General features: G+C 58.6%; 23 protein-coding genes. 9 read left to right on the top strand and 14 right to left on the bottom strand.

What is annotated here, in order from left to right; genetic code table 11:
• Positions 1 to 108: 108 nt before the first annotated feature.
• The 3 genes from LOY36_RS09890 to LOY36_RS09880 all read right to left on the bottom strand — a co-directional run bounded on the left by LOY36_RS09890 (position 109) and on the right by LOY36_RS09880 (position 3360).
• On the bottom strand, positions 109 to 1353 hold the full coding sequence (locus LOY36_RS09890; protein ID WP_018928148.1) for a lipoprotein-releasing ABC transporter permease subunit: 1245 nt from the start codon (positions 1351 to 1353) through the stop codon (positions 109 to 111).
• Positions 1354 to 1418: 65 nt separating this feature from the next.
• On the bottom strand, positions 1419 to 2102 hold the full coding sequence (gene lolD, locus LOY36_RS09885) for a lipoprotein-releasing ABC transporter ATP-binding protein LolD (protein ID WP_018928149.1): 684 nt from the start codon (positions 2100 to 2102) through the stop codon (positions 1419 to 1421).
• Positions 2103 to 2109: 7 nt separating this feature from the next.
• Entirely contained in the window at positions 2110 to 3360 is a 1251-nt protein-coding gene (locus LOY36_RS09880; protein ID WP_258673107.1) for a lipoprotein-releasing ABC transporter permease subunit, read from the bottom strand.
• Between the two features lie 94 nt (positions 3361 to 3454).
• Between LOY36_RS09880 and LOY36_RS09875 the strand changes: the two genes are divergently transcribed.
• Both LOY36_RS09875 and LOY36_RS09870 read left to right on the top strand, forming a co-directional pair.
• Positions 3455 to 4036, top strand: coding sequence for a PilZ domain-containing protein (locus tag LOY36_RS09875; RefSeq protein WP_019649415.1), 582 nt, complete (start codon positions 3455 to 3457; stop codon positions 4034 to 4036).
• Between the two features lie 13 nt (positions 4037 to 4049).
• Positions 4050 to 4772, top strand: coding sequence for a glycerophosphodiester phosphodiesterase (locus LOY36_RS09870; protein ID WP_258673105.1), 723 nt, complete (start codon positions 4050 to 4052; stop codon positions 4770 to 4772).
• Positions 4773 to 4814: 42 nt separating this feature from the next.
• Here the strand turns inward: LOY36_RS09870 and sthA are convergent, their stop codons facing one another.
• Entirely contained in the window at positions 4815 to 6209 is a 1395-nt protein-coding gene (gene sthA, locus LOY36_RS09865; RefSeq protein WP_258673103.1) for a Si-specific NAD(P)(+) transhydrogenase, read from the bottom strand.
• A 207-nt stretch (positions 6210 to 6416) separates the two neighbouring features.
• Positions 6417 to 7466: an FAD:protein FMN transferase gene (locus LOY36_RS09860; protein WP_258673101.1), complete on the bottom strand. Its 1050-nt coding sequence runs from the start codon at positions 7464 to 7466 to the stop codon at positions 6417 to 6419.
• 90 nt (positions 7467 to 7556) lie between these two features.
• Here LOY36_RS09860 and LOY36_RS09855 point away from each other — a divergent pair, with 90 nt between their 5' ends.
• On the top strand, positions 7557 to 8858 hold the full coding sequence (locus tag LOY36_RS09855) for an MFS transporter (protein WP_258673096.1): 1302 nt from the start codon (positions 7557 to 7559) through the stop codon (positions 8856 to 8858).
• Between the two features lie 19 nt (positions 8859 to 8877).
• Here LOY36_RS09855 and LOY36_RS09850 read toward each other — a convergent pair whose 3' ends face one another.
• The 3 genes from LOY36_RS09850 to LOY36_RS09840 form a co-directional block, all read right to left on the bottom strand.
• Complete coding sequence (locus LOY36_RS09850) at positions 8878 to 9804, bottom strand: LysR family transcriptional regulator (protein WP_258673095.1); 927 nt, start codon at positions 9802 to 9804, stop codon at positions 8878 to 8880.
• A 28-nt stretch (positions 9805 to 9832) separates the two neighbouring features.
• Complete coding sequence (locus LOY36_RS09845; protein ID WP_258673090.1) at positions 9833 to 10807, bottom strand: quinone oxidoreductase; 975 nt, start codon at positions 10805 to 10807, stop codon at positions 9833 to 9835.
• Positions 10808 to 10891: 84 nt separating this feature from the next.
• Entirely contained in the window at positions 10892 to 12313 is a 1422-nt protein-coding gene (locus tag LOY36_RS09840; protein WP_258673088.1) for an MFS transporter, read from the bottom strand.
• A 128-nt stretch (positions 12314 to 12441) separates the two neighbouring features.
• Between LOY36_RS09840 and LOY36_RS09835 the strand changes: the two genes are divergently transcribed.
• Positions 12442 to 13335: a LysR family transcriptional regulator gene (locus LOY36_RS09835; protein ID WP_258673086.1), complete on the top strand. Its 894-nt coding sequence runs from the start codon at positions 12442 to 12444 to the stop codon at positions 13333 to 13335.
• A 124-nt stretch (positions 13336 to 13459) separates the two neighbouring features.
• Entirely contained in the window at positions 13460 to 14005 is a 546-nt protein-coding gene (locus LOY36_RS09830; protein WP_258673084.1) for a cupin domain-containing protein, read from the top strand.
• 297 nt (positions 14006 to 14302) lie between these two features.
• Here the strand turns inward: LOY36_RS09830 and LOY36_RS09825 are convergent, their stop codons facing one another.
• Together LOY36_RS09825 and LOY36_RS09820 are read right to left on the bottom strand one after the other, a co-directional pair.
• Positions 14303 to 14485, bottom strand: a complete 183-nt coding sequence (locus tag LOY36_RS09825; RefSeq protein ID WP_081628231.1) for a DUF1289 domain-containing protein — start codon at positions 14483 to 14485, stop codon at positions 14303 to 14305.
• Between the two features lie 3 nt (positions 14486 to 14488).
• Positions 14489 to 14860, bottom strand: a complete 372-nt coding sequence (locus tag LOY36_RS09820; protein ID WP_258673081.1) for a hypothetical protein — start codon at positions 14858 to 14860, stop codon at positions 14489 to 14491.
• Positions 14861 to 15225: 365 nt separating this feature from the next.
• Between LOY36_RS09820 and katG the strand changes: the two genes are divergently transcribed.
• Both katG and LOY36_RS09810 read left to right on the top strand, forming a co-directional pair.
• Positions 15226 to 17466: a catalase/peroxidase HPI gene (gene katG / locus LOY36_RS09815; RefSeq protein ID WP_258673080.1), complete on the top strand. Its 2241-nt coding sequence runs from the start codon at positions 15226 to 15228 to the stop codon at positions 17464 to 17466.
• A 226-nt stretch (positions 17467 to 17692) separates the two neighbouring features.
• Positions 17693 to 18124, top strand: a complete 432-nt coding sequence (locus tag LOY36_RS09810; protein WP_258673079.1) for a hypothetical protein — start codon at positions 17693 to 17695, stop codon at positions 18122 to 18124.
• Between the two features lie 310 nt (positions 18125 to 18434).
• Here LOY36_RS09810 and LOY36_RS09805 read toward each other — a convergent pair whose 3' ends face one another.
• Entirely contained in the window at positions 18435 to 18764 is a 330-nt protein-coding gene (locus LOY36_RS09805; protein ID WP_007935309.1) for a DHCW motif cupin fold protein, read from the bottom strand.
• A gap of 105 nt (positions 18765 to 18869) precedes the next feature.
• Positions 18870 to 19244: a tautomerase family protein gene (locus LOY36_RS09800; RefSeq protein ID WP_064616942.1), complete on the bottom strand. Its 375-nt coding sequence runs from the start codon at positions 19242 to 19244 to the stop codon at positions 18870 to 18872.
• A gap of 108 nt (positions 19245 to 19352) precedes the next feature.
• Between LOY36_RS09800 and LOY36_RS09795 the strand changes: the two genes are divergently transcribed.
• Positions 19353 to 20246: a LysR substrate-binding domain-containing protein gene (locus LOY36_RS09795; protein ID WP_258673078.1), complete on the top strand. Its 894-nt coding sequence runs from the start codon at positions 19353 to 19355 to the stop codon at positions 20244 to 20246.
• A 6-nt stretch (positions 20247 to 20252) separates the two neighbouring features.
• On the opposite strand, the gene LOY36_RS09790 is transcribed toward LOY36_RS09795, so the two are convergent.
• Positions 20253 to 21146 carry a tyrosinase family protein gene (locus tag LOY36_RS09790; protein WP_258673077.1) on the bottom strand — a complete coding sequence of 298 codons (894 nt, stop codon included), beginning with the start codon at positions 21144 to 21146 and terminating at the stop codon, positions 20253 to 20255.
• Entirely contained in the window at positions 21133 to 21597 is a 465-nt protein-coding gene (locus tag LOY36_RS09785) for a hypothetical protein (RefSeq protein ID WP_258673076.1), read from the bottom strand. The genes LOY36_RS09790 and LOY36_RS09785 overlap by 14 nt, the downstream gene beginning before the upstream one ends.
• Before the next feature lie 532 nt (positions 21598 to 22129).
• Between LOY36_RS09785 and LOY36_RS09780 the strand changes: the two genes are divergently transcribed.
• Positions 22130 to 23386: a hypothetical protein gene (locus LOY36_RS09780; RefSeq protein ID WP_258673075.1), complete on the top strand. Its 1257-nt coding sequence runs from the start codon at positions 22130 to 22132 to the stop codon at positions 23384 to 23386.
• Positions 23387 to 23877 lie beyond the last annotated feature (491 nt).

Here is a 23877-nt window from a genome sequence, read left to right as displayed (position 1 = left end):
GCTCTGCGTGGGAATGCAGCCAGTGACGCCCTGCGTCACATCAGGAGCCGAACGCAGAGCGTCCGTTGAGGCATTCCCACGCGGAGCGTGGTAACGATCATTGGGGACTCACGAATACCGCAACGCGGTAGCCGGCTCGACTTTCGCCGCCCGCCACGCCGGATAAACCGTCGCCAGAAAGCTCATGATGAAACCGGCGGAGCAGATCAACAGCACATCCGCGCCCTGCAATTCGGACGGCAAGTTGCTGACGAAGTACACATCGGAACTGAAGATGTGCTGTCCGCTGACCCGCTCCATCCAGCCCACCAGTTCACTGACGTTCAACGCCGCGATCACGCCCAGCACGCCACCGATCAAGGTGCCGACAATCCCGATCACCGTGCCCTGCACCATGAAGATCGCCATGATCTGCCGAGGTGTGGCGCCGATGGTGCGCAGGATGGCGATGTCCGCACCCTTGTCGTTCACCACCATGATCAGCGTGGCAATGATGTTGAACGCTGCCACCGCGACGATCATCAGCAACAACAGGCCGATCATGGTTTTTTCCATTTTCATCGCGCTGAACAGACTGCCCTGGGTGTGGGTCCAGTCGTCAGCCTTGTAGGCGGCGCCCAGGCCGGTCGCGATGTCGCTCGATACTTGCGGCGCGGCGTACAGATCCTTCACCGCCAGGCGCACGCTCTGTACCTGATTCGGCTGCCAGTGCTGCATTTGCGCGGCATCGGCCATGTGGATCAGCGCCATCGAACCGTCCAGTTCGGCACCGACCTTGAACACGCCCACCACGTTCAGCCGCTGCATGCGCGGGGTTATGCCACCCGGTGCATTGCTGACTTCCGGCACGATCAGGGTGATCTTGTCGCCGACGTTCAAGCGAAAGCGCCGCGCGGTGATCTCGCCGATCACCACGCCGAACTCGCCCGGCTTCAAGGCGTCGAGACGCCCCTGAACAATGTGCTTGGCAACGATCGAGACCTTGCTTTCCAGCGCCGGATCGACCCCGCTGACCTGGATCGGCTGCATGGTGCCCTTGTAGGACAGCATGCCTTCCATCTCGGTGAATGGCACGGCGGCGGTGACTTCAGGATTCTTCATCGCCGCGGCGGCCACCGGCTGCCAATCGTCGATAGGGTTCACGCCGACGATGGTCGCGTGGGGCACCATGCCGAGGATGCGCGAGCTCATTTCGCGCTGGAAGCCGTTCATCACCGACAGCACCACGATCATCGCCAGCACGCCCAGGGCGAGGCCGATCATCGAGGTCATCGAGATGAAGGAAACAAAGCGATTGCGGCGCTTGGCGCGGGTATAGCGCGTGCCGATAAAGATCGATAACGGTCTGAACATTCGCTGGGGCACCGTATAAAAATAAAAGACCCGACGCACTGTTCAGTGCGCCGGGTTTCAGCCAATCAGATGGGGGTCAGGCAACCTTCCTGCAAATGCAGGACGCGATCCATCTGGCGAGCCAGGTTCATGTCGTGGGTCACCACCAGGAACGCCGTGCGCATCGAGGTGCTGAGTTCCAGCATCAAATCCTGAATGCCCTGGGCGGTGTGGGAGTCGAGGTTGCCGGTCGGCTCGTCGAGCATCACCAGGCCTGGCTTGTTCACCAGGGCGCGGGCAATGGCCACACGCTGGCGTTCGCCACCGGACAATTCCGCCGGTTTGTGCTCCAGGCGATGGCCCAGCCCTACCCGCTCCAGCAACGCCGTCGCGCGCTGACGCGCTTCCGGGATCGCGGTTTTGCCGATCAGCAGCGGCATGCAGACGTTTTCCAGCGCAGTGAATTCAGGCAGCAAGTGGTGGAACTGGTAAACGAAACCCAGCGACCGGTTGCGCAACAGGCCACGGGCCTTTTCGTTCAGGGCCGAGAGTTCTTCACCGGCCAGCCAGACGCTACCCTTGGTCGGCGTATCGAGGCCGCCCAGCAGGTTGAGCAAGGTACTTTTGCCCGAACCCGACGTACCGACGATCGCCACGCGCTCACCCGGATGCAGTTCCAGTTGCAGACCGGCCAGAACCTCTACCGATTCCGGGCCTTCCACGTAGGATTTGCCCAGGTTGCGGCAGCTCAAGATTGCTTTATCACTCATGCCCGACTCACTCATAACGTAGCGCCTCCGCAGGCTGGGTGCGCGCGGCACGCCAGGCTGGATACAGGGTGGCGAGGAAACTCAGGACCAACGCGGCGGCGCAGACCATCAACACGTCCTGGCTCTGCACTTGCGACGGCAGGTAATCGATGAAATACACGTCGGCGTTCAAGAACTTGTGGCCGATCAGCCCTTCGAGGGCCGAGATCGCCGCGCTGACGTTCAGTGCGGCGAAGATCCCGACCACGGCACCGATCAGCGTACCGACCACACCAATGACCGTGCCCTGGACCATGAACGTCGCCATGATCGAACCCGGCGTGGCGCCCAGGGTGCGCAGGATCGCGATGTCGCCCTTCTTGTCGTTCACCACCATCACCAGCGTGGAAATGATGTTGAACGCAGCAACGGCGACGATCAGCAGCAACAGCAGGCCGATCATGGCTTTTTCCATGCGGATCGCCTGATAAAGATTGCCGTGGGTACGGGTCCAGTCGCGGGCGTAGTACTTGTCTTCGCCAAGTTGCTGGGCGATGGTCCACGCGGTGCGCGGCGCCTGGAACAGGTCGTCGAACTTCAGTCGCAAGCCCTGAACCTGATCCGGTTGCCAGCGGTGCAACCTGGCCAGATCCTGCAGATTGGTCAGGCCCAGATAGCCGTCCAGCTCACCGGCGCCGACATGGAAGATGCCGACCACAGTAAAGCGTTTCATGCGCGGAAACATCCCGGCCGGGGTCACGGTGACTTCCGGCGCGACAAACGTCAGCTTGTCGCCAACCGCCGCGCCGAGCTTGGCTGCCGCCTTGTCACCGATGACGATGCCGAAACTGCCCGGCGCCAGGTCGTCGAGTTTGCCCTGCTGCATGAAGTTATCAATGATCGACACCTGCCGTTCCTGCACAGGGTCGATGGCATTGAGCAGCACTTTGGAAACCTTGCCGTTATTGGTCAGCAGGCCCTGCATCTGGACGAAGGGCGCAACCGCTGCCACCTGCGGGTTCTGCTTGACCTTGGCGGCCAGGCTTTGCCAGTCGCTGATTGGCTCGCCGGACTCGATGGTCGCGTGGGGCACCATGCCCAGCACACGGGTGCGCATCTCATGATCGAAGCCGTTCATGACCGACAGCACCACGATCATCACGACCACGCCGAGGGCGAGTCCGATCATCGAGGTCAGGGAAATGAATGACACAAAATGATTGCGACGTTTTGCACGGGTATAACGCGTGCCGATAAATACGAAGAGAGGTCTGAACATGTCGGGGCTTGTTCGGAGGGAAAAGGAACGTCCTTGTGGCGGGGGTCGATAACCAGCTTTACACTCAGACCACCGCCGCTACCATGGGTTCGCCATGTCGACATTAGATGAAGAAGATCGCCGCGAATACTACCGTATCGAGGACACGATCGCACTGGAAATTCGGCCCCTGTCTGCTCCCGAAGCAGCAGGCCAGGAAGTGTTGCAGGATGCTTCCCCGCTATTCAACCTGCTCAGCGAACTGCACCTGAGCGAATTCGAGTCGCAACACCTGTTGCGCCAGATCAACGAACGCGACCGGACCATCGCCGCATTCCTGAAATCACAGAACAAACGCATCGATCTGCTGAGCCAGGTGGTCGCCCTGACCGTGCTCGGACAGATCGGCGAACCGCAGCCGGTGATCATCTCCGAAGGTGGCATCGACTTTCAGCATCCGACGCCCATTGCCACCGGCGCGCACCTGTCGGTCAAGCTGGTGCTGATGCCACAAGCCCTCGGCCTGTTGCTGCGGGCCCGCGTCACCCATTGCGACCGCAAGGGTGGCGGCTACGACGTCGGCACCGAGTTCGAATACCTGTCCGATGCCCAGCGACAACTGCTGGCCCGCTACATCTTGCAGCGACAGGCACAAGAACGACGCCTGGCGCGCGAACAAAACGAAACCGGCCATTAATTAAGGAAGAACCGTGACTCTCATCTACGGCCATCGCGGCGCCAAAGGCGAAGCACCGGAAAACACCCTGACCAGCTTTCAGCAATGCCTCAAGCACGGCGTGCATCGTTGCGAACTGGACCTGCACCTGTCCATGGACGGCGAGTTGATGGTGATCCACGACCCGACCCTCAAACGCACCACCGACCGCCGCGGCAAAGTGGTCGAACACACGGCTGCGGAGCTGGTGACCTACGACGCGCGCAAGGGTGGCCCGGGCTGGATCAAACCCTGCCCGATTCCAACGCTGGAACAATTGTTCGAACAATGCGATTTCGAGCACTGGCAACTGGAAGTCAAAAGTGCTTCACGCACCCGTGCCGCAACCACCGTGCTGGCGATTCGCGAAATGGCCCAGCGTTTCGGCATACGGGACAAGGTCACGATTACCTCGAGTTCACGCGAAGTGTTGAAAGCCGCGCTGGACCTGGTGCCGGACGTGTCTCGCGGACTGGTGGCCGAGTACGCCTGGCTCGACCCGTTGAAGGTCGCGCAAAACTATGGCTGTGAGATGCTGGCGCTGAACTGGACCCTGTGTACGCCGGAACGCCTGCAGAAGGCGCAGCGTCAGGGGCTGCATGTGTCGGTGTGGACAGTCAACGAGCCTGCGCTGATGCGCAGGCTCGCCGACTTCGGCGTTGACAGCCTGATTACAGACTTTCCCGGTTTGGCCACCGCCACGCTCGAGAATTGCTGAAATCGGTCTCCCCGGCCGGCTCAGGCCACCGGCCGGAGCCGCTCAAAAAAGCCGGTTGAGGCCATCGTACGCCGCTACCCGATAGGCTTCAGCCATGGTCGGGTAGTTGAACGTCGTGTTGACGAAGTACTTCAGGGTGTTCTGCTCGCCCGGCTGGTTCATGATCGCCTGACCGATGTGCACGATCTCCGACGCCTGATAACCGAAGCAGTGAACGCCCAGCACTTCCAGCGTCTCGCGGTGGAACAGGATCTTCAGCATGCCTTGCGGCTCGCCGGCGATCTGCGCACGCGCCATGCTCTTGAAGAATGCCTTGCCCACTTCGTACGGCACCTTGGCCTGGGTCAGCTCCTGCTCGTTCTTGCCGATCGAACTGATCTCCGGAATGGTGTAGATGCCGGTCGGCACGTCGTTGACGAAGCGCCAGCTGTTGTTATCGACGATGCTGCCAGCGGCCGAACGACCCTGGTCGTGGGCGGCACTGGCCAGGCTCGGCCAGCCGATCACGTCACCGGCGCCATAAATGTTCGGCACGCAGGTGCGGTAGTTCTCGTCGACTTCGATCTGGCCACGGCTGTTGACCTTCACGCCGATGTTTTCCAGACCCAACTGATCGGTGTTGCCGGTACGGCCGTTGCACCAGAGCAAGGCGTCGGCCTTGATCTTCTTGCCGGACTTGAGGTGCAGGATCACGCCGTTGTCCACACCTTCGACACGGTCGTAGTCTTCGTTGTGGCGAACCGTGATGTTGTTGTTGCTGAAGTGGTAGCTCAGGGCCTGGGAAATTTCCGAGTCGAGGAAGCTCAGCAACTGACCACGGTTGTCCACCAGTTCAACCAATACACCCAGACCACTGAAGATCGAGGCGTATTCGCAGCCGATCACGCCGGCGCCGTAAACAATGAGTTTACGCGGGGTGTGGCCGAGGCTGAGGATGGTGTCGCTATCGTAGATGCGCGGGTGATGGAAATCGATGTCCGCCGGACGATAAGGACGCGAGCCGGTGGCGATGATGATGTGCTTGGCCACCAGTTTTTCGACCACACCGTTGGCGCAGACGACTTCGATGGTTTGCTCGTCGGCGAAGCTGCCGGTGCCGAAGAACACGTCGACGCGGTTACGGGCGTAGTAGCCGGTGCGCGAGGCGACTTGTTTGGAGATGACTTTTTCAGCGCTTTTCAATACGTCCGGGAACGAGAACCAGCGCGGCTCACCAATGGCCCGGAACATCGGGTTGGTGTTGAACTGCATGATCTGCCGGACCGAGTGACGCAAGGCCTTGGACGGGATGGTGCCCAGGTGGGTGCAGTTGCCGCCGACCTGGCGACGGCTATCGACCATCGCTACCTTGCGCCCTGCCTTGGCGGCGTTCATTGCCGCGCCTTCTCCCGCCGGGCCGGAACCCAACACCACCACATCGTAGTTGTAGACAGCCATGCGTACTCCTCAGAACAGGCCGCGGCACCCTCGGCGCCTGCGGCTAAATCACACCGATCGGCGGCGTGAAGGAACAATTTGGGGCCAGTGCAGAACCCGGACACAGTCTATAGAAGCGTCAACGCCGCGCACATTAACCCTTGGTCGCGTCGTAGGCTAGTTTTGCCTGCACTACAAAGCCATCGAAAAATGCTTTTGCAGCCGCAATCACTCGGTTTTCTCACCGGCCAGGCGCTCAAAAGCCTGATTGGTGCGTGTGACAAAACCTGTATCGGCACGAATCACAAAGAATGCAGCAATGTCATGCGTCTGGGCATAGTCCCAACCCCGTTCAGGGCCAAGAATCAGCAACAGCGTCGATAAGCCATCGGCCATCAACGCTGAAGGATGAATCACCGTGACTGACGCCAGAGTGTGTAGGACCGGTGTTCCGGTGCGGGCATCGAAGGTGTGGGAATAGCGCCGGCCACCCTGCTCGAAATAGTTACGGTAGTCACCGGAGGTGGACACGCCGTAGCCGTCGACGGCGATGACACGCTCGGCCACGTGCTGATCATCACGGGGTTCTTCCAGGGCGATGCGCCACGGTGAGCCGTCGAGTTTTTTGCCGACGGCCTTGAGTTCACCGGTGGCTTCAGCGAGGTAGTCGTGGATGCCCAGCGCTTCGAGTCTGGCGGCAATCGTGTCGACCGCGTAACCGGCAGCGATGCTGTTGAAGTCGACTTCGATCGCGGCATCCTTGCACAACTGGTCGCCGTCGATGCGCAAGTGGCGATGGCCGACGCGCTGCCGCACCTCGGCCAACGCTTCGGCACTCGGGACTTTCTCCTCACGCGCCTGCGGGCCAAATCCCCAGAGGTTGAGCAGCGGCTCCACCGTCAGGTCGTAGGAGCCGTCGCTTTGGGATGACAACTGTTCGCCCACACGGATCAATTCAAGGATCGGCGTGGGCATTTTCTGACAGTGGTTGGCGGGCAAATTATTGAAGCGCTCGATGTCCGAGTCGCTGCGATAGGTCGAAAATTGTCGATCCACTTCGGCGAGGATATTTTCCACTTCGGCCTGCACCGCTTTCGGCCCGGGCGTGGAGGCATGTCTTACGTATTGAATGGAATAACGACTGCCCATGGTCGGGCCGTCGAAGCGTTCCAGGCTGTCGCCGTTGCCACAACCGGATAAAACGCCGGCCAGCACCACAAGTCCGCCCCACCGTCCAGTTAACAAATCTTCATCTCCCCTCAAAACCGCGCCCGCCATTATGGGCTTCAGAGCGCATGGGAGCGAGGCCTGCTCCCTCCCACAGGTGCAGCGCTTTCAAACAAGATTGACCAGAGTGAGTATCTACAAATGTCTTCCAGCACGAGCAAAGGCAAAGCGATCTTTCGCGTTGTCAGCGGTAACTTTCTCGAAATGTTCGACTTCATGGTCTACGGCTTTTACGCCACGGCCATTGCCAAAACCTTCTTTCCCGCCGATAGCGCGTTTGCTTCCCTGATGCTGTCTCTGGCCACTTTCGGGGCTGGTTTCCTGATGCGTCCGTTGGGGGCGATTTTCCTCGGCGCCTACATCGACCGCCACGGCCGCCGCAAAGGCCTGATCATCACACTGGCGTTGATGGCCGCCGGCACGGTGTTGATTGCCTGCGTGCCGGGTTACGCCACGCTGGGCGTCGCGGCGCCGCTGATCGTATTGTTCGGCCGCCTGTTGCAAGGCTTCTCCGCTGGCGTGGAACTGGGTGGTGTGTCGGTGTACCTCGCCGAAATTTCCACACCGGGTCGCAAAGGCTTCTTCGTCAGTTGGCAGTCCGCCAGCCAGCAAGCCGCGGTGGTATTCGCCGGCCTGCTCGGCGTGGGCTTGAACCACTGGCTGAGCCCCGACCAAATGGGTGAGTGGGGCTGGCGCGTGCCGTTCCTGATCGGCTGCATGATCGTGCCGGCGATCTTCGTGATCCGCCGTTCGCTGGAAGAAACCCCGGAATTCCAGGCACGCAAACACCGCCCTACCCTGCGGGACATCGTCCGCTCGATCGGTCAGAACTTCGGCATCGTCCTCGCCGGCATGGCGCTGGTGGTGATGACCACGGTGTCGTTCTACCTGATCACCGCCTACACCCCGACCTTCGGCAAAGCCGAGCTGCATCTGTCGGATCTGGATGCGTTGCTGGTGACGGTGTGCATCGGCCTGTCGAACTTCTTCTGGCTGCCGGTGATGGGCGCGCTTTCCGACAAGATCGGACGCAAACCCCTGCTGCTGGGTGCGACGATTCTGGCAATCCTCACGGCTTATCCGGCGCTGTCGTGGCTGGTGGCGAACCCCAGCTTCAGCCATTTGCTGATTGTCGAGTTGTGGCTGTCGTTCCTGTATGGCTCGTACAACGGCGCCATGGTGGTGGCCCTGACCGAGATCATGCCGGTGGAAGTTCGCACCACCGGTTTCTCCCTGGCCTACAGCCTGGCGACCGCAACGTTCGGTGGTTTCACCCCGGCGGCCTGTACGTACCTGATCCATGTGCTGGACAACAAGGCAGCGCCGGGGATCTGGCTCAGTGGCGCGGCGGTGCTGGGGTTGATCGCGACACTGGTGTTGTTCCGTGGCAATCGGCATGAGTTGCGCACGGCGCAAGCGGCGGTCGTCAGCGGCACTCACTAACAGGAACGCAGAGAGGCCGTCACACGGCATGCAGCCAAGGCGGCCCCTCTGCGAATCTGGTCTCAAGCCATGTCTTGAATGCCATGAGCGTCGCCGGTGTGAAGGCGGCGGACGCTCGCACCAGATAGATCCCGCCCTGGGCATCCAGATCCCACTCCGGCAGAACGCGCACCAACTGGCCGTTGGCGATCTCCCGGCTCATCAGCCACTCGCCGGCGCCCAGGATACCGACGCCGGCCTTGGCCGCAGCGAGCAATGCTTCGCCGTCGTTCGAGGTCAAGGTTCCCCGCGTGATGACCTTCTCGTGCCGATCGCCCTTCGACAAGCGCCATTCAGGGAACGCCGCCAGGCCGGTAAAGCCCAGGCAGTTGTGATCGGTCAGCTGTTTCGGGCTGGTCGGTAAACCGTGCTGTTCTATATAAGCAGGTGAAGCGCAGAGGATGCGGCGATGATCGCTGAGCTTCTTCGCCACCAGGCGGTTGTCATTCAATTCGCCGATACGAATTGCCGCATCGAATCCTTCAGCAATGATGTCGACGACACGATCACTGTAATCCACCTCGACGGAAACCTGCGGATGAGCTGCCAGAAATTCCGGCAACATCGGCGCCAGCCACAGGCGCCCCATCGCCGCCGGAAAAGCCAGGCGCAAAACGCCGCGCACCTGCGCGGCGCCCAGTGAGGCTTCCTGTTCGGCCTCGATAATCAACCCGGTGGCAGAACGCAGGCGTTCGACGAGGCGGTTGCCGGCATCGGTCAACCGCACCTGTCGTGTCGTACGCTCCATCAGCCGCACGCCCAAACGCTTTTCCATGGCCGCCAGCCGCTTTGAAATCACTGTCGGATGACGTTGCAGCAGGCGCCCGGCGGCCACGAATGAATGCGCCGAAGCAACCGCAAGCAACGCGGCAATTTCATCGATGTGGCGGCTGTCCAGTGGGTTCACGAAACACTCTTCTTTCAGATAGCGGCGATCAAGGTTTGAGGACAATCGCTCCGCGAGATTGGCCACCTTGCAGATCGGCATGGGCCTTGGCCACATCGGCCAATGCATAGCGGCCCCAGATACCGGGCTTGATTATGCCCGCCTCGACTGCGGCCAGTACATCATCGGCCCGTTGCCGGTATTCAGTGATGTCCGCGGTGTGCGCACCCAGTGAAGGACGGGTCAGAAACAGCGAGCCCTTGGCATTGAGCGTGGCCAGTTCGACCGCCGTCGGCGCCCCGGACGATGCGCCGAAAGACACCATCAACCCACGTGGTCGCAGGCAGTCGAGCGACGCTTCGAACGACACGCGCCCGATGGGATCGTAGACCACATCGGCTTTCTTGCCGTCGGTGATCTTCGCGACATCCGCGGCGAGTGTCCGGGCGTTGAACACCAGCACCGCATCACAGCCCAGCGCCTTGGCCGTCTCGACACTCTCGGCCCGGGACACAATGCCGATGACAAAAGCCCCCAGGTGTTTGGCCCACGTCGCCATGATCTGTCCGAGGCCGCCCGCTACGCCATACAGAACCACGATGGTGCCGGGGCCGACCGGATAAGTCGTCTTGAGCAGGTATTGCGCGGTAATGCCTTTGAACAACACCGCGGCGGCCTCTTCAGCGGTCAACGCGTCGGGAATCGGCACCAGCCGCTCGGCCGGATACAGTCGCGCACTGGCGTAAGCGCCAACCGGCCCCGTGGCGTACGCCACCCGATCACCCACCTTGACGTTGCTCACCCCCGCGCCGATGGCGGCAACCCGGCCCGCCCCTTCAAGACCCAACCCCGACGGCAATGACAGCGGTACGGCGCCGTTGCGCTGGGTCACATCGAGGAAGTTGACGCCAATCGCCTCTTGCTCCAGCCAGACTTCACCCGGCCCCGGTTCACGCGCCGTCACCTGCTCGATGTTCATCACTTCAGGTGCGCCGGTGTGTGCGATACGAACAACAGAAACCATTGCCTGACTCCTTCACTTCAGCGCAGCCCGTCTGCGCGATGTGAAGGGAGTATCGGCATTCGATTTATAGCGAACAATATAGCCTTACTGCAGTTCATTACTGCACACAGTGCAGCAGTCCGAAACCCTCGGCAACAGGGCCACAGCAAGGGCCAGGATGATCAGTGCCACGGCGACGGCAAACGTTATCCGCATGCCGCTGGCGACGGCTGCGGGAGACGCGCTGGTGATGTCTGTCGTCGCCGAGGCAAGCGCAAACACCGCGCCCATCACCGAAGCTCCGGTGATCAAGCCGAGATTGCGTGACAGACTGAGCATGCCGGAAATCACGCCGCGCTGGTCCGGGCGGATGTCGGTCATGATCGCGGTGTTGTTGGCCGCCTGAAACAACGCGTAGCCGGCCGTGATCACCGCGATGGGGGCGAGGTAACCGAGGAGGCCGAACCCCGCTGGCATCATTGATAAAGCACTCGCGCCGAGCGCCATTGCCGCGAGCCCGACAAGGGTCATGCGCCGAGTGCCGAAACGGTCCACCAGGCGACCGGCCGGCACGCCGGTCAATGCAGCCACCAACGGGCCGACCGACAAAGCGAAACCGACAAGTGCGGTGCCGAGGCCAAGCGCACCCGAGAGATAAAACGGCCCGACCACCAGCGTCGCCATCATCACCGTCGAAACGAGCGCGCTCATGGCCAGGCTGGCGCTCAATCCCTGTTGGCGGAACAGCGCTAATGTGATCAATGGCGATGCAACCGTGGCCTCAACGAAGATGAAAAGCCCAACGCCGAAAACAGCCGCCAGTAGCAGCGCGATATTGAGCGGACCAAAATCACCGCGCCCGATCGTCATGGCCAGCGCATACGCTGCGAGCGTCAGTGCCAGCAACAACGTGCCTGCCTTGTCGAATCCCACCCGCCCCGCTTTCGCCCGCTGAGCATCCGCAGGCAAATAGCGATACGCGAGCCAGATATTCAGCACACCCAGCGGTATGTTGATCAGAAAAATCGCCTGCCAGCCAACGCTGGCAATCAACATCCCACCGAGCGACGGCCCCAGCGTGGTGCCGATCGCCGACATCGTTCCGAGCAACCCCATGGCGCTGCCGGTCTGCGCTTTCGGCACCGTCTCACCGACAAATGCCACGGTCAGCGCCAGCATGATCGCCGCCCCAAGCCCCTGCACCGCCCGGGCGCCGACCAGCCACCCAAGCGACGGCGCGACACTGCAGGCCAGCGATGACAAGGTAAAAATGCCGATGCCCACCAGTAGCAAACGCCGACGGCCGAGCATGTCGCCAAGCCGTCCGACGCTGACGATCAGCGTGGTGATCGCCAGCAGATACGCCAGAACAATCCACTGCACGTGTTGGAAGGAAGCATCGAACGCCTCGGCCAACGTCGGCAATCCCGCATTGGCGATGCTGGTGTCGAGTGAAGGCATCAACATCGACAGCGAAAGGCTGGCAAGCGCCCAGCGCACCGAACCTGATTGAGTGATGGATTTCATTGTCTGGCCACGTCTGAAAGGTAGATCAGCAGCGTATGCCCGTGCGTGACAAGGCGGAAGGCGCAGCATTTGCACTTGATAGATGCGTTTGACGCCATGTCAGCCCGGAGCCGTGCTAACGTTGCGGCATGACGACTCCTGACCTCAATTTGCTGATTACCCTGGACGTGCTGCTCGCCGAAGGCAGCGTCGCCCGCGCCGCCCAACGACTGCGGCAGAGCCCGTCGGCCATGAGCCGGGCGTTGGCGCGGTTGCGCGAAACAACAGGCGACCCGCTGCTGGTCCGGGCCGGACGCGGCCTGGTGCCAACGCCCCGGGCGCTCGAATTGCGCGAACACGTCAGTCGATTGGTGCAAGACGCCGAGGCGGTTTTGCGCCCCGCCGAACAGCTCGACCTCAAGCACCTGGTGCGCACGTTCACGCTGCGCACCAGTGACGGTTTCGTCGAAAACTTCGGCCCGGCGCTGATCGCCCGCGTCAGCGAAGAAGCCCCCGGCGTGCGCTTGCACTTTGTGCAGAAGCCGAGCAAGGACAGCGCCGCACTTCGCGACGGTTCCGTCGATCTGGAAACCGGTGTGGTCGGCGGCACGACCAGCCCGGAAGTGCGCACCCGCGCGCTGTTCGAGGACCGTTTCATCGGCGTCGTGCGCACGGGGCATCCGCTGAGCCAAGGCGAGGTCAGCGCCTCCCGTTATGCCGCTGGCCGGCACATCCTGGTTTCACGGCGCGGTCTCGATAAGGGGCCGATGGATGAAGCATTGGAAGCGCTGGGACTGCAGCGGGAAATCATCACCGTCGTCGGCGGTTTCTCAGCCGCCCTGGCACTGGCTCGCGCCTCGGACCTGATCGCCACCGTGCCTGCCCGACATACCCAAAACCTGCGCACCGGCCTGCACAGTTTCGATCTGCCGTTCGAGCTGCCGCCGATCACCATTTCGATGCTGTGGCATCCACGGATGGATGCCGACTCGGCGCATCGGTGGCTGCGTGATTGCCTTCGGGCGGTGTGCGCGCAACCTTAGGGGTTCGGACGTCGGCGCCATCACCGGCGAAGTCCCCGTCGACCTACACTGGATCATGGACAACGATATCCAGATCAGCGGTTCGGCCTGGTTCACCATGGGCTGCCTCATTGAGTAATCCAGAATGAAGATAAGAAGAATCGTGACCGGCCACGACGAACAAGGGAATTCCGTGTTCGTTTCCGACGACTATGCCCCAAGGGCGCAATCCTTTGCCTCCATCCCGGGGCAAGCGATGGCACAGCTGTGGACCACTCCCGCCAATCCGGTACTCCTTGCACAGGAACACGATCCCACGCTCGATTATGCGTCGCTGATTCCTCCTCAGGGTGGCACCAGCATCGCCGTGTTTGATTTCCCGCCTGACACCGTCATGCAGAATCTCGTCGATGGCGTTAAGGCTTTTGAAGAGCTGAGCGCCGCACTGCCGGGCCTGATCGAAACGTTTGAACCGGAAAATCCGGGCATGCACACCACCGCCACCATTGATTACGGAATCATTCTGGAGGGAGAGATGTGGTTGGAGCTGGATAACGGTCAGAGCCGTCTGGTGAAGGCAGGCGAGATCGTTATCCAAAACGGCACCCGGCACGCCTGGCGGAACAAAAGTGAGCGGATAGCCCGAGCACTTTTTGTGATGATCGGCACGTCGCGTCCAGAAAAAACCTGATGGGTAACCGAAAAGGGCAACCAGAGGAAGCAGGTGGTGTTGATGCTCAGCCAGACGCCAGTGGGCTCAAGGTTTTACGCCTGAACTGAGCGTTTAATCTGATGCTTGGTACGTGTCCAGACACGCACTCGTTGTAGCAGCCGCCGAACGCTGCGTTCGGCTGCGAAGCAGTCGTGAGTCCGGCCGACGCGATCTGCCTAATGCACTGCAAACTCTGGCTTTACGACTGCTTCGCAGCCGAACGCAGGCTTCGCCAGCTGCTACAGATCACATACGACCTTCAACAGGTATTTCCCCTCAAACCTTCCTTTTCTGAAGCCCCTTCAACCGCACACTCGCCCGCTGCGCCGCCGCCATTTTTTCCGGACGCTTCATGCGTTTCCATTTTCTGATGTCATCCTTGGTGCGACCACAACTGACACACAGTTCACCACTGAGCTGGCAAACGGAAATACACGGATTTTCGATATCCTTGGCCACGGCTCAACCTCGCGTCGAGCGCTTGGGCGCCAGGCGTTGCTGCCAGTTGCCGCCATTGGCACGCTGACATTGTTCTTCAGAATCAAACTGCACATGGGCCGCGACCGGGCTGACGAGTACGTCCGCTTCATTTAATGCTACGGCCGTCAGTTCAACCATGCGCTCGCCCTGCCCGCTCGCCAGCGCCTGATCCCTATGGGCCTGCGTATCGAAGACCCAAATCACCCGCAGGCTGGATGGAAAGGCGTCGTAATCGATTTCGTGGGTCAACCAGCAAAACCCGACTATTTCCGCCTTGGCCGTTTCACACGCCTCGGTCAGGGTGGCGACCAGGCGACGTTCGATGTGTGCCTGATCGCGTTTGCTTAAAGACATCGGGTGGATCCTTGGGTGGCGGTCAACGGAAAAGGCCCAGCATACCTTTTGATCGGCTCCATCTCGACGGCTCAGATAAAAGACTATCCCTATCACCCCCCAATACTCCCCCTATTAGCTGACTGCTTTATAGGCGTCTACCCTTACTGGAGCGCTGGCGTCAGCCGGCCGGTTGAGACCTGAGAAGAGATACGAATGAGTCAGAAAGCGTACTAGGCTTGCCGTGGGCCACCGTGCTGGCAACTCGATTGCCGCTATCCGGATTTCCCGTGTGACCACGACGATCAATTGATCGAACGGCTACAGCCTATGTCATTGATTCCGCTCGTCGCTATTGCGTGCCCAACCCCGGGCCGGATAGCCGGATGAACACGACCAAAGGTAGCGCATACATGGCAAATGAATCGAAATGCCCGTTCAAACACGCCGCCGCTGGCGGCGGCACGACGAACCGCGATTGGTGGCCGAACCAACTGAATCTTAGGATCCTGCACCAGCACTCGCCCCTGTCCGACCCCATGGACGAGGGCTTCAACTACACCGAAGCGTTCAAAAAACTGGACTTTGCGGCGGTCAAACAAGACCTGCATGCGCTTATGACTGATTCGCAAGACTGGTGGCCTGCGGACTTCGGTCACTATGGGCCACTGTTTATTCGCATGGCCTGGCACGCCGCCGGCACATACCGCGTCGGTGACGGTCGTGGCGGTGCCGGCTCCGGTCAGCAGCGCTTCGCCCCGCTCAACAGCTGGCCGGACAACGTCAGCCTCGACAAGGCGCGGCGGCTGCTTTGGCCGATCAAGCAAAAGTATGGGGACAACATCTCCTGGGCCGACCTGATCGTCCTCACCGGCAACGTCGCGCTGGAGTCCATGGGCTTCAAGACCTTTGGTTTTTCTGGCGGTCGGCCAGACGTCTGGGAACCGGATGAAGATGTCTACTGGGGCACCGAAAGCACGTGGCTGGGCGGTGACGTCCGCTACGGCAAAGACACAGAAGCCATGCAAGCACCCGGCGAACGCAACCTGGAGAACCCGCTCGCCGCCGTGCAAATGGGCCTGATCTACGTCAACCCGGAAGGCCCGGAAGGCAACCCGGACCCGGTCGCTGCGGCGATAGACATCCGCGAAACCTTCGGCCGTATGGCGATGAATGACGAAGAAACCGTGGCGCTGATCGCTGGCGGCCACGCTTTCGGCAAAACCCACGGCGCCGGCCCTGCCGACAACGTCGGCGCAGAACCCGAAGCCGCAGGCCTCGAACAGCAAGGCCTGGGCTGGAAAAGCGCTTTCGGCAGCGGTAAAGGTGGCGACACCATCACCAGCGGCCTGGAAGTGACCTGGACCACCACGCCCACGAAGTGGAGCAACAACTACCTGGAAAACCTGTTCGGCTTCGAGTGGGAACTGACCAAGAGCCCGGCGGGTGCCAACCAGTGGACGGCGAAAGGCGGTGCCGGCGCGGGCATCATTCCGGATGCTCACGACCCGTCCAAGCGGCGTAACCCAACCATGCTGACCACGGACCTGTCGCTGCGATTCGACCCGATCTATGAACCGATTTCGCGGCGCTTCCTCGCCAATCCGGACCAGTTGGCCGACGCCTTCGCCCGCGCCTGGTTCAAACTGATCCACCGCGACATGGGGCCCCTCTCCCGCTACCTCGGCCCGGAAATGCCCAACGAAGTACTCCTGTGGCAAGACCCGATCCCGGCGGTCGACCATGCCCTGGTCAACGACAGCGACATCGCCGCGCTCAAAAGCAAGCTCCTGGCCAGCGGTCTGACCGTCTCGCAATTGGTATCAACCGCCTGGGCAGCAGCCTCCACCTTCCGCGGCTCCGACAAACGTGGCGGCGCCAACGGCGGACGCCTGCGTCTGGCTCCGCAAAAATCCTGGCAGGCCAACCAGCCTGGGCAACTGGCGAGCGTGTTGGCGAAACTCGAAAGCATCCAGAATGAGTTCAACAGCGCGCAAACCGGCGGCAAGAAAATCTCCCTGGCCGACCTGATCGTGCTGGCCGGCTGTGTCGGCGTCGAACAAGCGGCAAAAAATGCCGGCCAGACCATCACGGTGCCTTTCACACCGGGACGCATGGACGCCTCGCAAGAGCAAACGGACGTTGAATCCTTCGGCTACCTCGAACCCGCCGCCGATGGCTTCCGCAACTACCTCAAAACCCGCTATCGCGTACCGGCCGAGGCACTGCTGATCGACAAGGCGCAACTGCTGACCCTCACCGCGCCGGAAATGACCGTGCTCATTGGTGGCCTGCGCGTGCTGAACACCAACGTCGGCCAAACCCAACACGGCGTGTTCACGAAACAACCGGGAGCGTTGACCAACGACTTCTTCAAAAACCTGCTCGACATGGGCGTGGAATGGAAACCGGTGTCAGAGGCCAATGAAGAGTTCGAGGGACGCGATCGTAAAACCGGCGACCTCAAATGGACGGGGACGCGTGTTGATCTGGTGTTTGGCTCGAATGCACAGCTGAGGGCGTTGGCTGAGGTTTATGCCAGCAACGACGCGAAGGAGAAGTTTGTGAAAGACTTCGTGGCAGCCTGGGTCAAGGTGATGAATCTGGATCGGTTTGACCTGAGGTGATGCAAGCGCTCAATCCAGCGTGAAAAAAGCCCACTGACCGTTACTGGTTCAGTGGGCTTTTTATTGCTTGGGCCCCCAGGTTCAAACCCAGTGGAACCGAATCACTAGCGATATAGGTATTTCCCAACTAGGGTTCTCAGTAGCGCATCACCGACGTGGCGAACCGAAGGAGCCAGATCAATTGATGAGGTCTTTTTGTGTCGCGGTCGCATTCGTAGCGCCCATCGTGTTGTCCACCACGGTCGCGGCTGAAGTACTTGCGCATAAGACAGCACTCGCTTTTGTTGCTCAAACCCATGTCGGTGACAGCCTGCCAACACTGGCCCTGTTGGCGGCAAAGAAAACACAAACCTTTGCGATGCTCATTGAAAAGTTAGGGAGTGAAAAAGCACACAGTGCCGTATCGAGCGAAATTGACGCGTTACTTCCACAGTACCAGCCGAAATGGAATCAGAATCTTGCTGCGGCTTATGAGAAGTCTTTTACTGAAGAAGAGCTGTTGTCACTCACGTCTGAAGGCCAGGCATCCAAATACGCTGGCAAAGTGCTGGAGCGGCGAACTGACATCGGCAGAGACATGCAGTCCAGCTCTACCCCGATACTGATTGCCCTTGTATCCGAGGCACTTAAGGCGGCCTATTCCAAGCATATTCGTTGAAGCGGTCTTGATTCCCCGTGCTATCAGCTTGTCCGAAGAAAACCAACGCCTCCCAGTGTGGAGGCGTTGTGCTTTTTGCTGATCGCAGGACGAGACTAAACGGGAGAGATCGTGGCCAGCGCGCCAATCAAAATGGTCAACACCAGAAATCCACCCAGGAAAATTGCCATCTTGCCCATGGGGCCTCCTACGCTATGAGTTTGCGGTGCAGCGGTTACCGCCACTGCTGACCGTGCCGTCATTGTGAGCCGCGGGCTGATCCCATTACAGATGCAGATAACCAAGAAAAATACGGATCAGATCCGAGACATCAATCCACAATGAACAACTTCGCACCGCTAGTGGTAAACGAGCGGTGCCCCTCAGCATCGTTGCCCACCTGATAGCTCATTCCGGCAGTCAGCGTGAACTGGCGGCCATCTTCCAGTTCTGTGTGTAACTCGCCTTCCAGGCACAATAGGATATGACCTCTCCAACACCAGTGATCGGCCAGATATCCGGGGCTGTATTCAACCATCCGCACACGCGTCGAACCAAACTGGCATGTCCGCCAGTAGGCCGTGCCCGTCTGGCCAGCATGTTCGACCGGTTCGATCTTCGACCAATCGGTAGTCCCAAAGGGGATGGCGGTAAGGTCCATTATTGCCTCATCAACGTGGAGTGAGTACGGACCCTATCAATCGGGCCACGCTGCCGATAGACACAGATAGCCCACATTTACGGAATACAGGCTTGAGAGCAAAAACTAGTTGCCCCGCCCGCCACCAAACGACCACTCATCTGCCGCGGTCGTGGTAATCACCACCATCACGTCCTCAGAATCGATGCCCGGCGCTCGGCCCAGTTTCTCGACCAGGTTGCGATAAAAACGCTGTTTCGTCTCGATGTCTCGAGGGCGACCGGCAGTAATCGCGATCAGCACAAAGTCATCACTACGAGGACCGCCCAGGTAGTCGGGATCAAAGATCAGCTCGCCCGTTTCATGTTGGTGAATGACCTGGAATCGATCAGCCATCGGCACTTCGAAGCTTTCTACCAAGGCGTCGTGCAGCCCTTGTGAGAGGGCCTGTAAATACTCGGCAGACTTTCCCCGGTGCAGTGAAATACGTGCAAATGGCATTAAGACCTACTCCTGAAAATCCAACTGACAGGGGAAAACTATCAAGTCGCGATCATTCCGAATATCAGATTTAATAGCAGCCTTAGTCCCGAATTAATGGATGATTAGATGCGCCGTCCGACCTTCGATCTTGATGTGCTGCGTACTTTCGTGACCGGCGTGGAGTTCAACAGCTTTGCCAAGGCGGCGGATCGGCTCAATCGCTCGACGTCTGCCGTAAGCGCACAACTCAAGAAGCTTGAGGAACAGGTAGGCACGCCAGTGCTGTGCAAATCCGGTCGAGGGCTGGTGTTGACGCCGGTGGGTGAAACCCTGCTCAGCCATGCACGCCGACTGCTTGAACTGAACGACAGCATTTTCCAGACCCTGCACGAAAGCCAGACCGCCGCCACGGTACGCCTCGGGCTTCAGGAAGACTTTGGCGAACACTTTCTCAGCGACATTCTGCGACGCTACGTCAAGATGTACCCGATGGTGAGCCTCGAAGTCAGGATCGCGCGTAATACCGAACTGCTTGCATTGATCGACAGCGGTGGCTTGGACCTGGCCCTGTCTTGGGACACAGGGCACAAGTCCCCCTACGCCACGCACTTGGGTGAAACGCAGATGCACTGGATCGGGCTTCGTGACACGCCCCCCATCAACGACTCTGTCGATCTCCCCCTGCCATTGATCATGTTCGACGCCCCTTGCGTGTTGCGCAGCGCGGCCACCCAGGCACTTGATGAGGCGCGGATTCCCTGGCGAATCGCGCTAACCAGCCCCAGCGTTGGTGGAATCTGGGCGGCCGTTGCGGCCGGTTTGGGCCTCACGGTGCGAACCCGCATTGGGCTGCCAGGGCATCTCGCCGTCATTGACGGTCTAACCCCGCTGCCGACCCTCGGCTATGTGCTTTATCGAGGGGCAGAACACTTGGCGCCTGCCACCCGACAATTGGCTGCGTTGATACAAACGAGTCTGCAAGAGCAGGCGTTCAGTATGACTAGAGGCTCCCCCGCTTGATGCTGCCTAAAGCAGGTCGCTCAAAGTGTCGTACTTGTAGTACTGGCTGTAATTCAGAACATCTCGAGGTGTCACCTTTTCCGGAAAAGGGCTGTACATCGGGTCATCGATCCGATGGAACTTGAGCGTATCGGGAGCCGCTGCGTCAGGTACGTAAGCGGCGGCGGGATGCTTCGCTTGCCATGCCGCCCAGAGCCGGTCGACATTGCAATGATGCAGAAAGAACACCGGGTCGTTTGGCGAAGACGACAACCCCATGTCACCGCCGACCCACACATGGACGTTGTTGTGAATGCGTTCTTTGCCAGTCCATCCCTCGATGTAGTTGCGCGCACCACCGGTGGATTGCGCCGCGTCGTAGGGCACTTTGTCATACACGGTATTTTCCTGGATGACCTTGCGTACATTGGCTCGGCTGGGCAGCGCCCCACCTCCCCCCAGATAACGCACCAGGGGGCGGTTTACCCGGCCCAGTTCCATGGTGCGGCCATCACCCATCAGTCGTACCCGCCACTTCCCGTCCACGAACTGTCCAAGGTACTGATTCGACCAGATGACTGATGTCCTGGGGTCCTGAAGTTCCGCGTCAGTGTTCCAGTCCCAATATGGAATTCGAAAGTGTGGGTCATTTACCGCTTTGCGAAGCAACGATTCCAGCCGCACTAGAAAGTAGCGATGCCACGGTAAAAATGATGGGCCTCCATGCGCAGCATTCCTGGCCATCTGCCCCGCAGGCGTTGAAATCATCATGGCCCGGTGGTGCCAGGCCACCAGGGAGTCATAAATCGAGAGATTGGCCTGCCCAGGCCAGGGATTCAGCGCAGGATCCTTGAGCAGCTTCACCCCTTCGACGTATTTCTGAAGCGCCGCGAGATCTTTGACAGCATTAGACCTGATCATGATGTGCTCCGTGATCATGGTGAACGGGATGGTCGGAGTGCTCTCCCCCGTCGCCATTGCCCTTGGCGAAAGACTCGGGATAGGCATCGATTACCGCTGTCATCAAATCGAGAGCCGATCCGTAAGAAACGAATGGAGTGGCGTGCGTATGGACCTGCCCAGCATCGTCCACAAACAGATGCGCCTGGACCGGGGTCCCATCCACCTCCACCTGGTAGGTGGTCACGATCCGGACAACGTGCCCTTTGTGATTAATCTCGCGAACCGTCCTGGCCTCATGGCCTGCATGCGGGTCCACGTACTCGGGAAACTGCTCCTTGATCCACGCAGGGTGCATTTTGTCAGGATCAGTGATGGATATCTCGGCGAGAGCAGCTATGTCGGGCGGGCTCAACAGCACGTTGGCTTCGGTAGCTGAGGGTTCAGGGCTGGAGACATTTTTCCTTGTCATGATTCCTCCTGGAGTGTGCCCCCGGACGATTGCCCGGACTGGCTGGAGAAAGTGTAGTTGGTGATGGGTAGAGATGCTGTTGAAGCCAGAATAATGGGGCCGGATTCATCTCTCCTGGGGGGGCGGACATTCAGTTTGAACACGGCTGCCAGTCCTCGGATCCCTTGTCAGGAAAGAATGATCCGAAAGACCAGTGGTGAGCCTTGACTTCATGGCTACCGGCTATATGCCTGGACTGGTTAAGCACAGGCAGCTGGTGATCGTAGATACCGTCCTGAACCTCATCTACTCCTGCGGATCAATCTGACCCAACAGTATATTGACGTCAAAAAACAGAAGTCGCGCGATTACAGCTGAGGGGTTGGGCGTGAAATATAGACCTATGATTTATATAGACTTTTAAAAAAGTCGGAATTGGTAGCGCAGAGTTATCTAGAGGCTTCTATTATTTCGTTACCGCCGAATTCGGCCCAATCATTGTTATGCGTCAACGACAACGCAAGCCCTTGATCAATAATTATGGGAGGGTAACATGTCGACAAAAAAAATAACTGCCTTACTCGTGCTGGCTTTTAGCTTTTTCGGAGTGACGAGTTGTGCCAACATAAGAAATTATTCAGAAGTCTCAAGCGAAAGAAATAATAGCATTGTTCCTGATATTGACTATTATGACCTCGCATACAATGTAGATATTATTGTGCTTCCTGCAGAAATAAAAACCAAAGAAAATGCAGATACAGACAACAACTTTTCAGGTGAATTACAAATTTCAAACTGGGGAAATTCCATCAAGAATGCGACCCAAAAAGAAATTCATAACAGTGATCGTTTTATCGAATTTGGAAAATACAGCGGCCGCATTGAAATAAGTACAGAAATATCTTCAGTATCTATAAGCAACGCCCGAGGCGGGACTCGATCGAAATGCAATGTTGTTTACACATATAAAGATTTAGCGGCAGGAAAATTGCTCTCCCGGCATGACAGTGCCATTGAATTAATAGCACCACCCTCTGCCATACCCAAAACCAGTAATAGCTTTTCTTACAGCCTTGATCAACTGACATACGCTATTGCTCGCGAGGCGATTTCTGGCCTCATTCGATTGTCGCCTGTTGCCGATATCCAGCTAACGCAGAAGCAAGTGAAATTTTATAATTCAAATATCAAAAGAAAACCCAACCAAATTATTAGCTATGTGCCGATCGACACTCTTATTCACAAGAACAAAAAAGAACTAAACTCTGCTTTTTCAATGGCTAAGAAAACGCAAAAAAATGGTAATAAGTCGACAAAGAAAAACAAACCAACAGTTAAAGTAGACACCGTCTCCGCTCCCGCCGCCCGCCCTCTGGAATCTAATAAAGCTAGCGACACACCCACCGCAAACACCGTGACATCGAGTGACCACCCTGTCAGTCAGAACTCAAGCCAGGCTGCGACTGAAAATAAGAAAGACGATAGTAATTCAAGCGAAATAGCTAGTTCATCGGAGCGTTTGAAGGATGGGACCATTAAAAACGATGAGCCCAATGATGACAGCAGTGGATATATAGCCACCCCGGAAAACCATCAACCTCAAATCGATGTATCGGCAGAGCAAGAAAGAGCACTGGATGAATGCTTGAAAAAGGAAAAAGAAAAGTTACAGGGCGCGACTGACAATGCCGCTTCACGTAACGGATATACAACCGTGTCGGGACTCTATCAACCTCAAAACAAGATATTAGCAGTGCAAGAAAGAGCAATGGATGAATGCTTGAAGAAGGCAAAGGCAAAATTACGGTGAGCGACTGGCAATGCTGCTTCACGTACCGGATATACAGTCGCGCCGGGACGCCACCAACCTCAGAGCATTCAAACAAACTCCACAGCACCAAAGAATATATGGATTCAAGAACGACGAGGGACACAATGAGCAACTCATTCTTGGCTTTCATAATACAATGGACAAGTGCAACTCTTCTGATACTGATTATTCTTCGATGGTTCATGAAAGAGCAGATGAAGGAACGGACGACTGAGGAATCAGGACTCTTGAGACTACCGAGAGGCGTCCTTATTGTTGGCCTTACTTGCCTCTTGGGATCCTCCGCCTTGGCAATCATCTCAAATATCATCAGCAATAAAACGACTACTGCGTGGACAACGGCTGGCTTTCTCAGCTTTGCGCTACTGGGACTCTATCTAGTTGCCGTTTATTTTCTCGAACGACACGAAGTCTCGGAGCATGGCCTTACATTCGGCCGAGTGTTCCGAAAGCACGGATATTTAAGTTGG

Origin of the sequence: Pseudomonas sp. B21-019 (genome assembly GCF_024749225.1) — a bacterium.
Lineage (GTDB): Bacteria > Pseudomonadota > Gammaproteobacteria > Pseudomonadales > Pseudomonadaceae > Aquipseudomonas.
Note: the sequence above shows the minus strand (reverse complement) of the source record. Positions and strands in the feature narration are given on the sequence as shown.

What these genes read in the sequence shown, in the direction of transcription:
- LOY36_RS09840 (WP_258673088.1), bottom strand. Translation starts at nt 12,313, where the DNA reads ATGAAATCCATCACTCAATCAGGTTCGGTGCGCTGGGCGCTTGCCAGC.
- LOY36_RS09800 (WP_064616942.1), bottom strand. Translation starts at nt 19,244, where the DNA reads ATGCCATTTGCACGTATTTCACTGCACCGGGGAAAGTCTGCCGAGTAT.
- LOY36_RS09795 (WP_258673078.1), top strand. Translation starts at nt 19,353, where the DNA reads ATGCGCCGTCCGACCTTCGATCTTGATGTGCTGCGTACTTTCGTGACC.
- LOY36_RS09860 (WP_258673101.1), bottom strand. Translation starts at nt 7,466, where the DNA reads ATGGCGGGCGCGGTTTTGAGGGGAGATGAAGATTTGTTAACTGGACGG.
- LOY36_RS09890 (WP_018928148.1), bottom strand. Translation starts at nt 1,353, where the DNA reads ATGTTCAGACCGTTATCGATCTTTATCGGCACGCGCTATACCCGCGCC.
- LOY36_RS09845 (WP_258673090.1), bottom strand. Translation starts at nt 10,807, where the DNA reads ATGGTTTCTGTTGTTCGTATCGCACACACCGGCGCACCTGAAGTGATG.
- LOY36_RS09855 (WP_258673096.1), top strand. Translation starts at nt 7,557, where the DNA reads ATGTCTTCCAGCACGAGCAAAGGCAAAGCGATCTTTCGCGTTGTCAGC.
- LOY36_RS09875 (WP_019649415.1), top strand. Translation starts at nt 3,455, where the DNA reads ATGTCGACATTAGATGAAGAAGATCGCCGCGAATACTACCGTATCGAG.
- LOY36_RS09820 (WP_258673081.1), bottom strand. Translation starts at nt 14,860, where the DNA reads ATGTCTTTAAGCAAACGCGATCAGGCACACATCGAACGTCGCCTGGTC.
- katG (WP_258673080.1), top strand. Translation starts at nt 15,226, where the DNA reads ATGAACACGACCAAAGGTAGCGCATACATGGCAAATGAATCGAAATGC.
- lolD (WP_018928149.1), bottom strand. Translation starts at nt 2,102, where the DNA reads ATGAGTGATAAAGCAATCTTGAGCTGCCGCAACCTGGGCAAATCCTAC.
- sthA (WP_258673103.1), bottom strand. Translation starts at nt 6,209, where the DNA reads ATGGCTGTCTACAACTACGATGTGGTGGTGTTGGGTTCCGGCCCGGCG.
- LOY36_RS09880 (WP_258673107.1), bottom strand. Translation starts at nt 3,360, where the DNA reads ATGTTCAGACCTCTCTTCGTATTTATCGGCACGCGTTATACCCGTGCA.
- LOY36_RS09805 (WP_007935309.1), bottom strand. Translation starts at nt 18,764, where the DNA reads ATGGACCTTACCGCCATCCCCTTTGGGACTACCGATTGGTCGAAGATC.
- LOY36_RS09835 (WP_258673086.1), top strand. Translation starts at nt 12,442, where the DNA reads ATGACGACTCCTGACCTCAATTTGCTGATTACCCTGGACGTGCTGCTC.
- LOY36_RS09785 (WP_258673076.1), bottom strand. Translation starts at nt 21,597, where the DNA reads ATGACAAGGAAAAATGTCTCCAGCCCTGAACCCTCAGCTACCGAAGCC.
- LOY36_RS09830 (WP_258673084.1), top strand. Translation starts at nt 13,460, where the DNA reads ATGAAGATAAGAAGAATCGTGACCGGCCACGACGAACAAGGGAATTCC.
- LOY36_RS09790 (WP_258673077.1), bottom strand. Translation starts at nt 21,146, where the DNA reads ATGATCAGGTCTAATGCTGTCAAAGATCTCGCGGCGCTTCAGAAATAC.
- LOY36_RS09780 (WP_258673075.1), top strand. Translation starts at nt 22,130, where the DNA reads ATGTCGACAAAAAAAATAACTGCCTTACTCGTGCTGGCTTTTAGCTTT.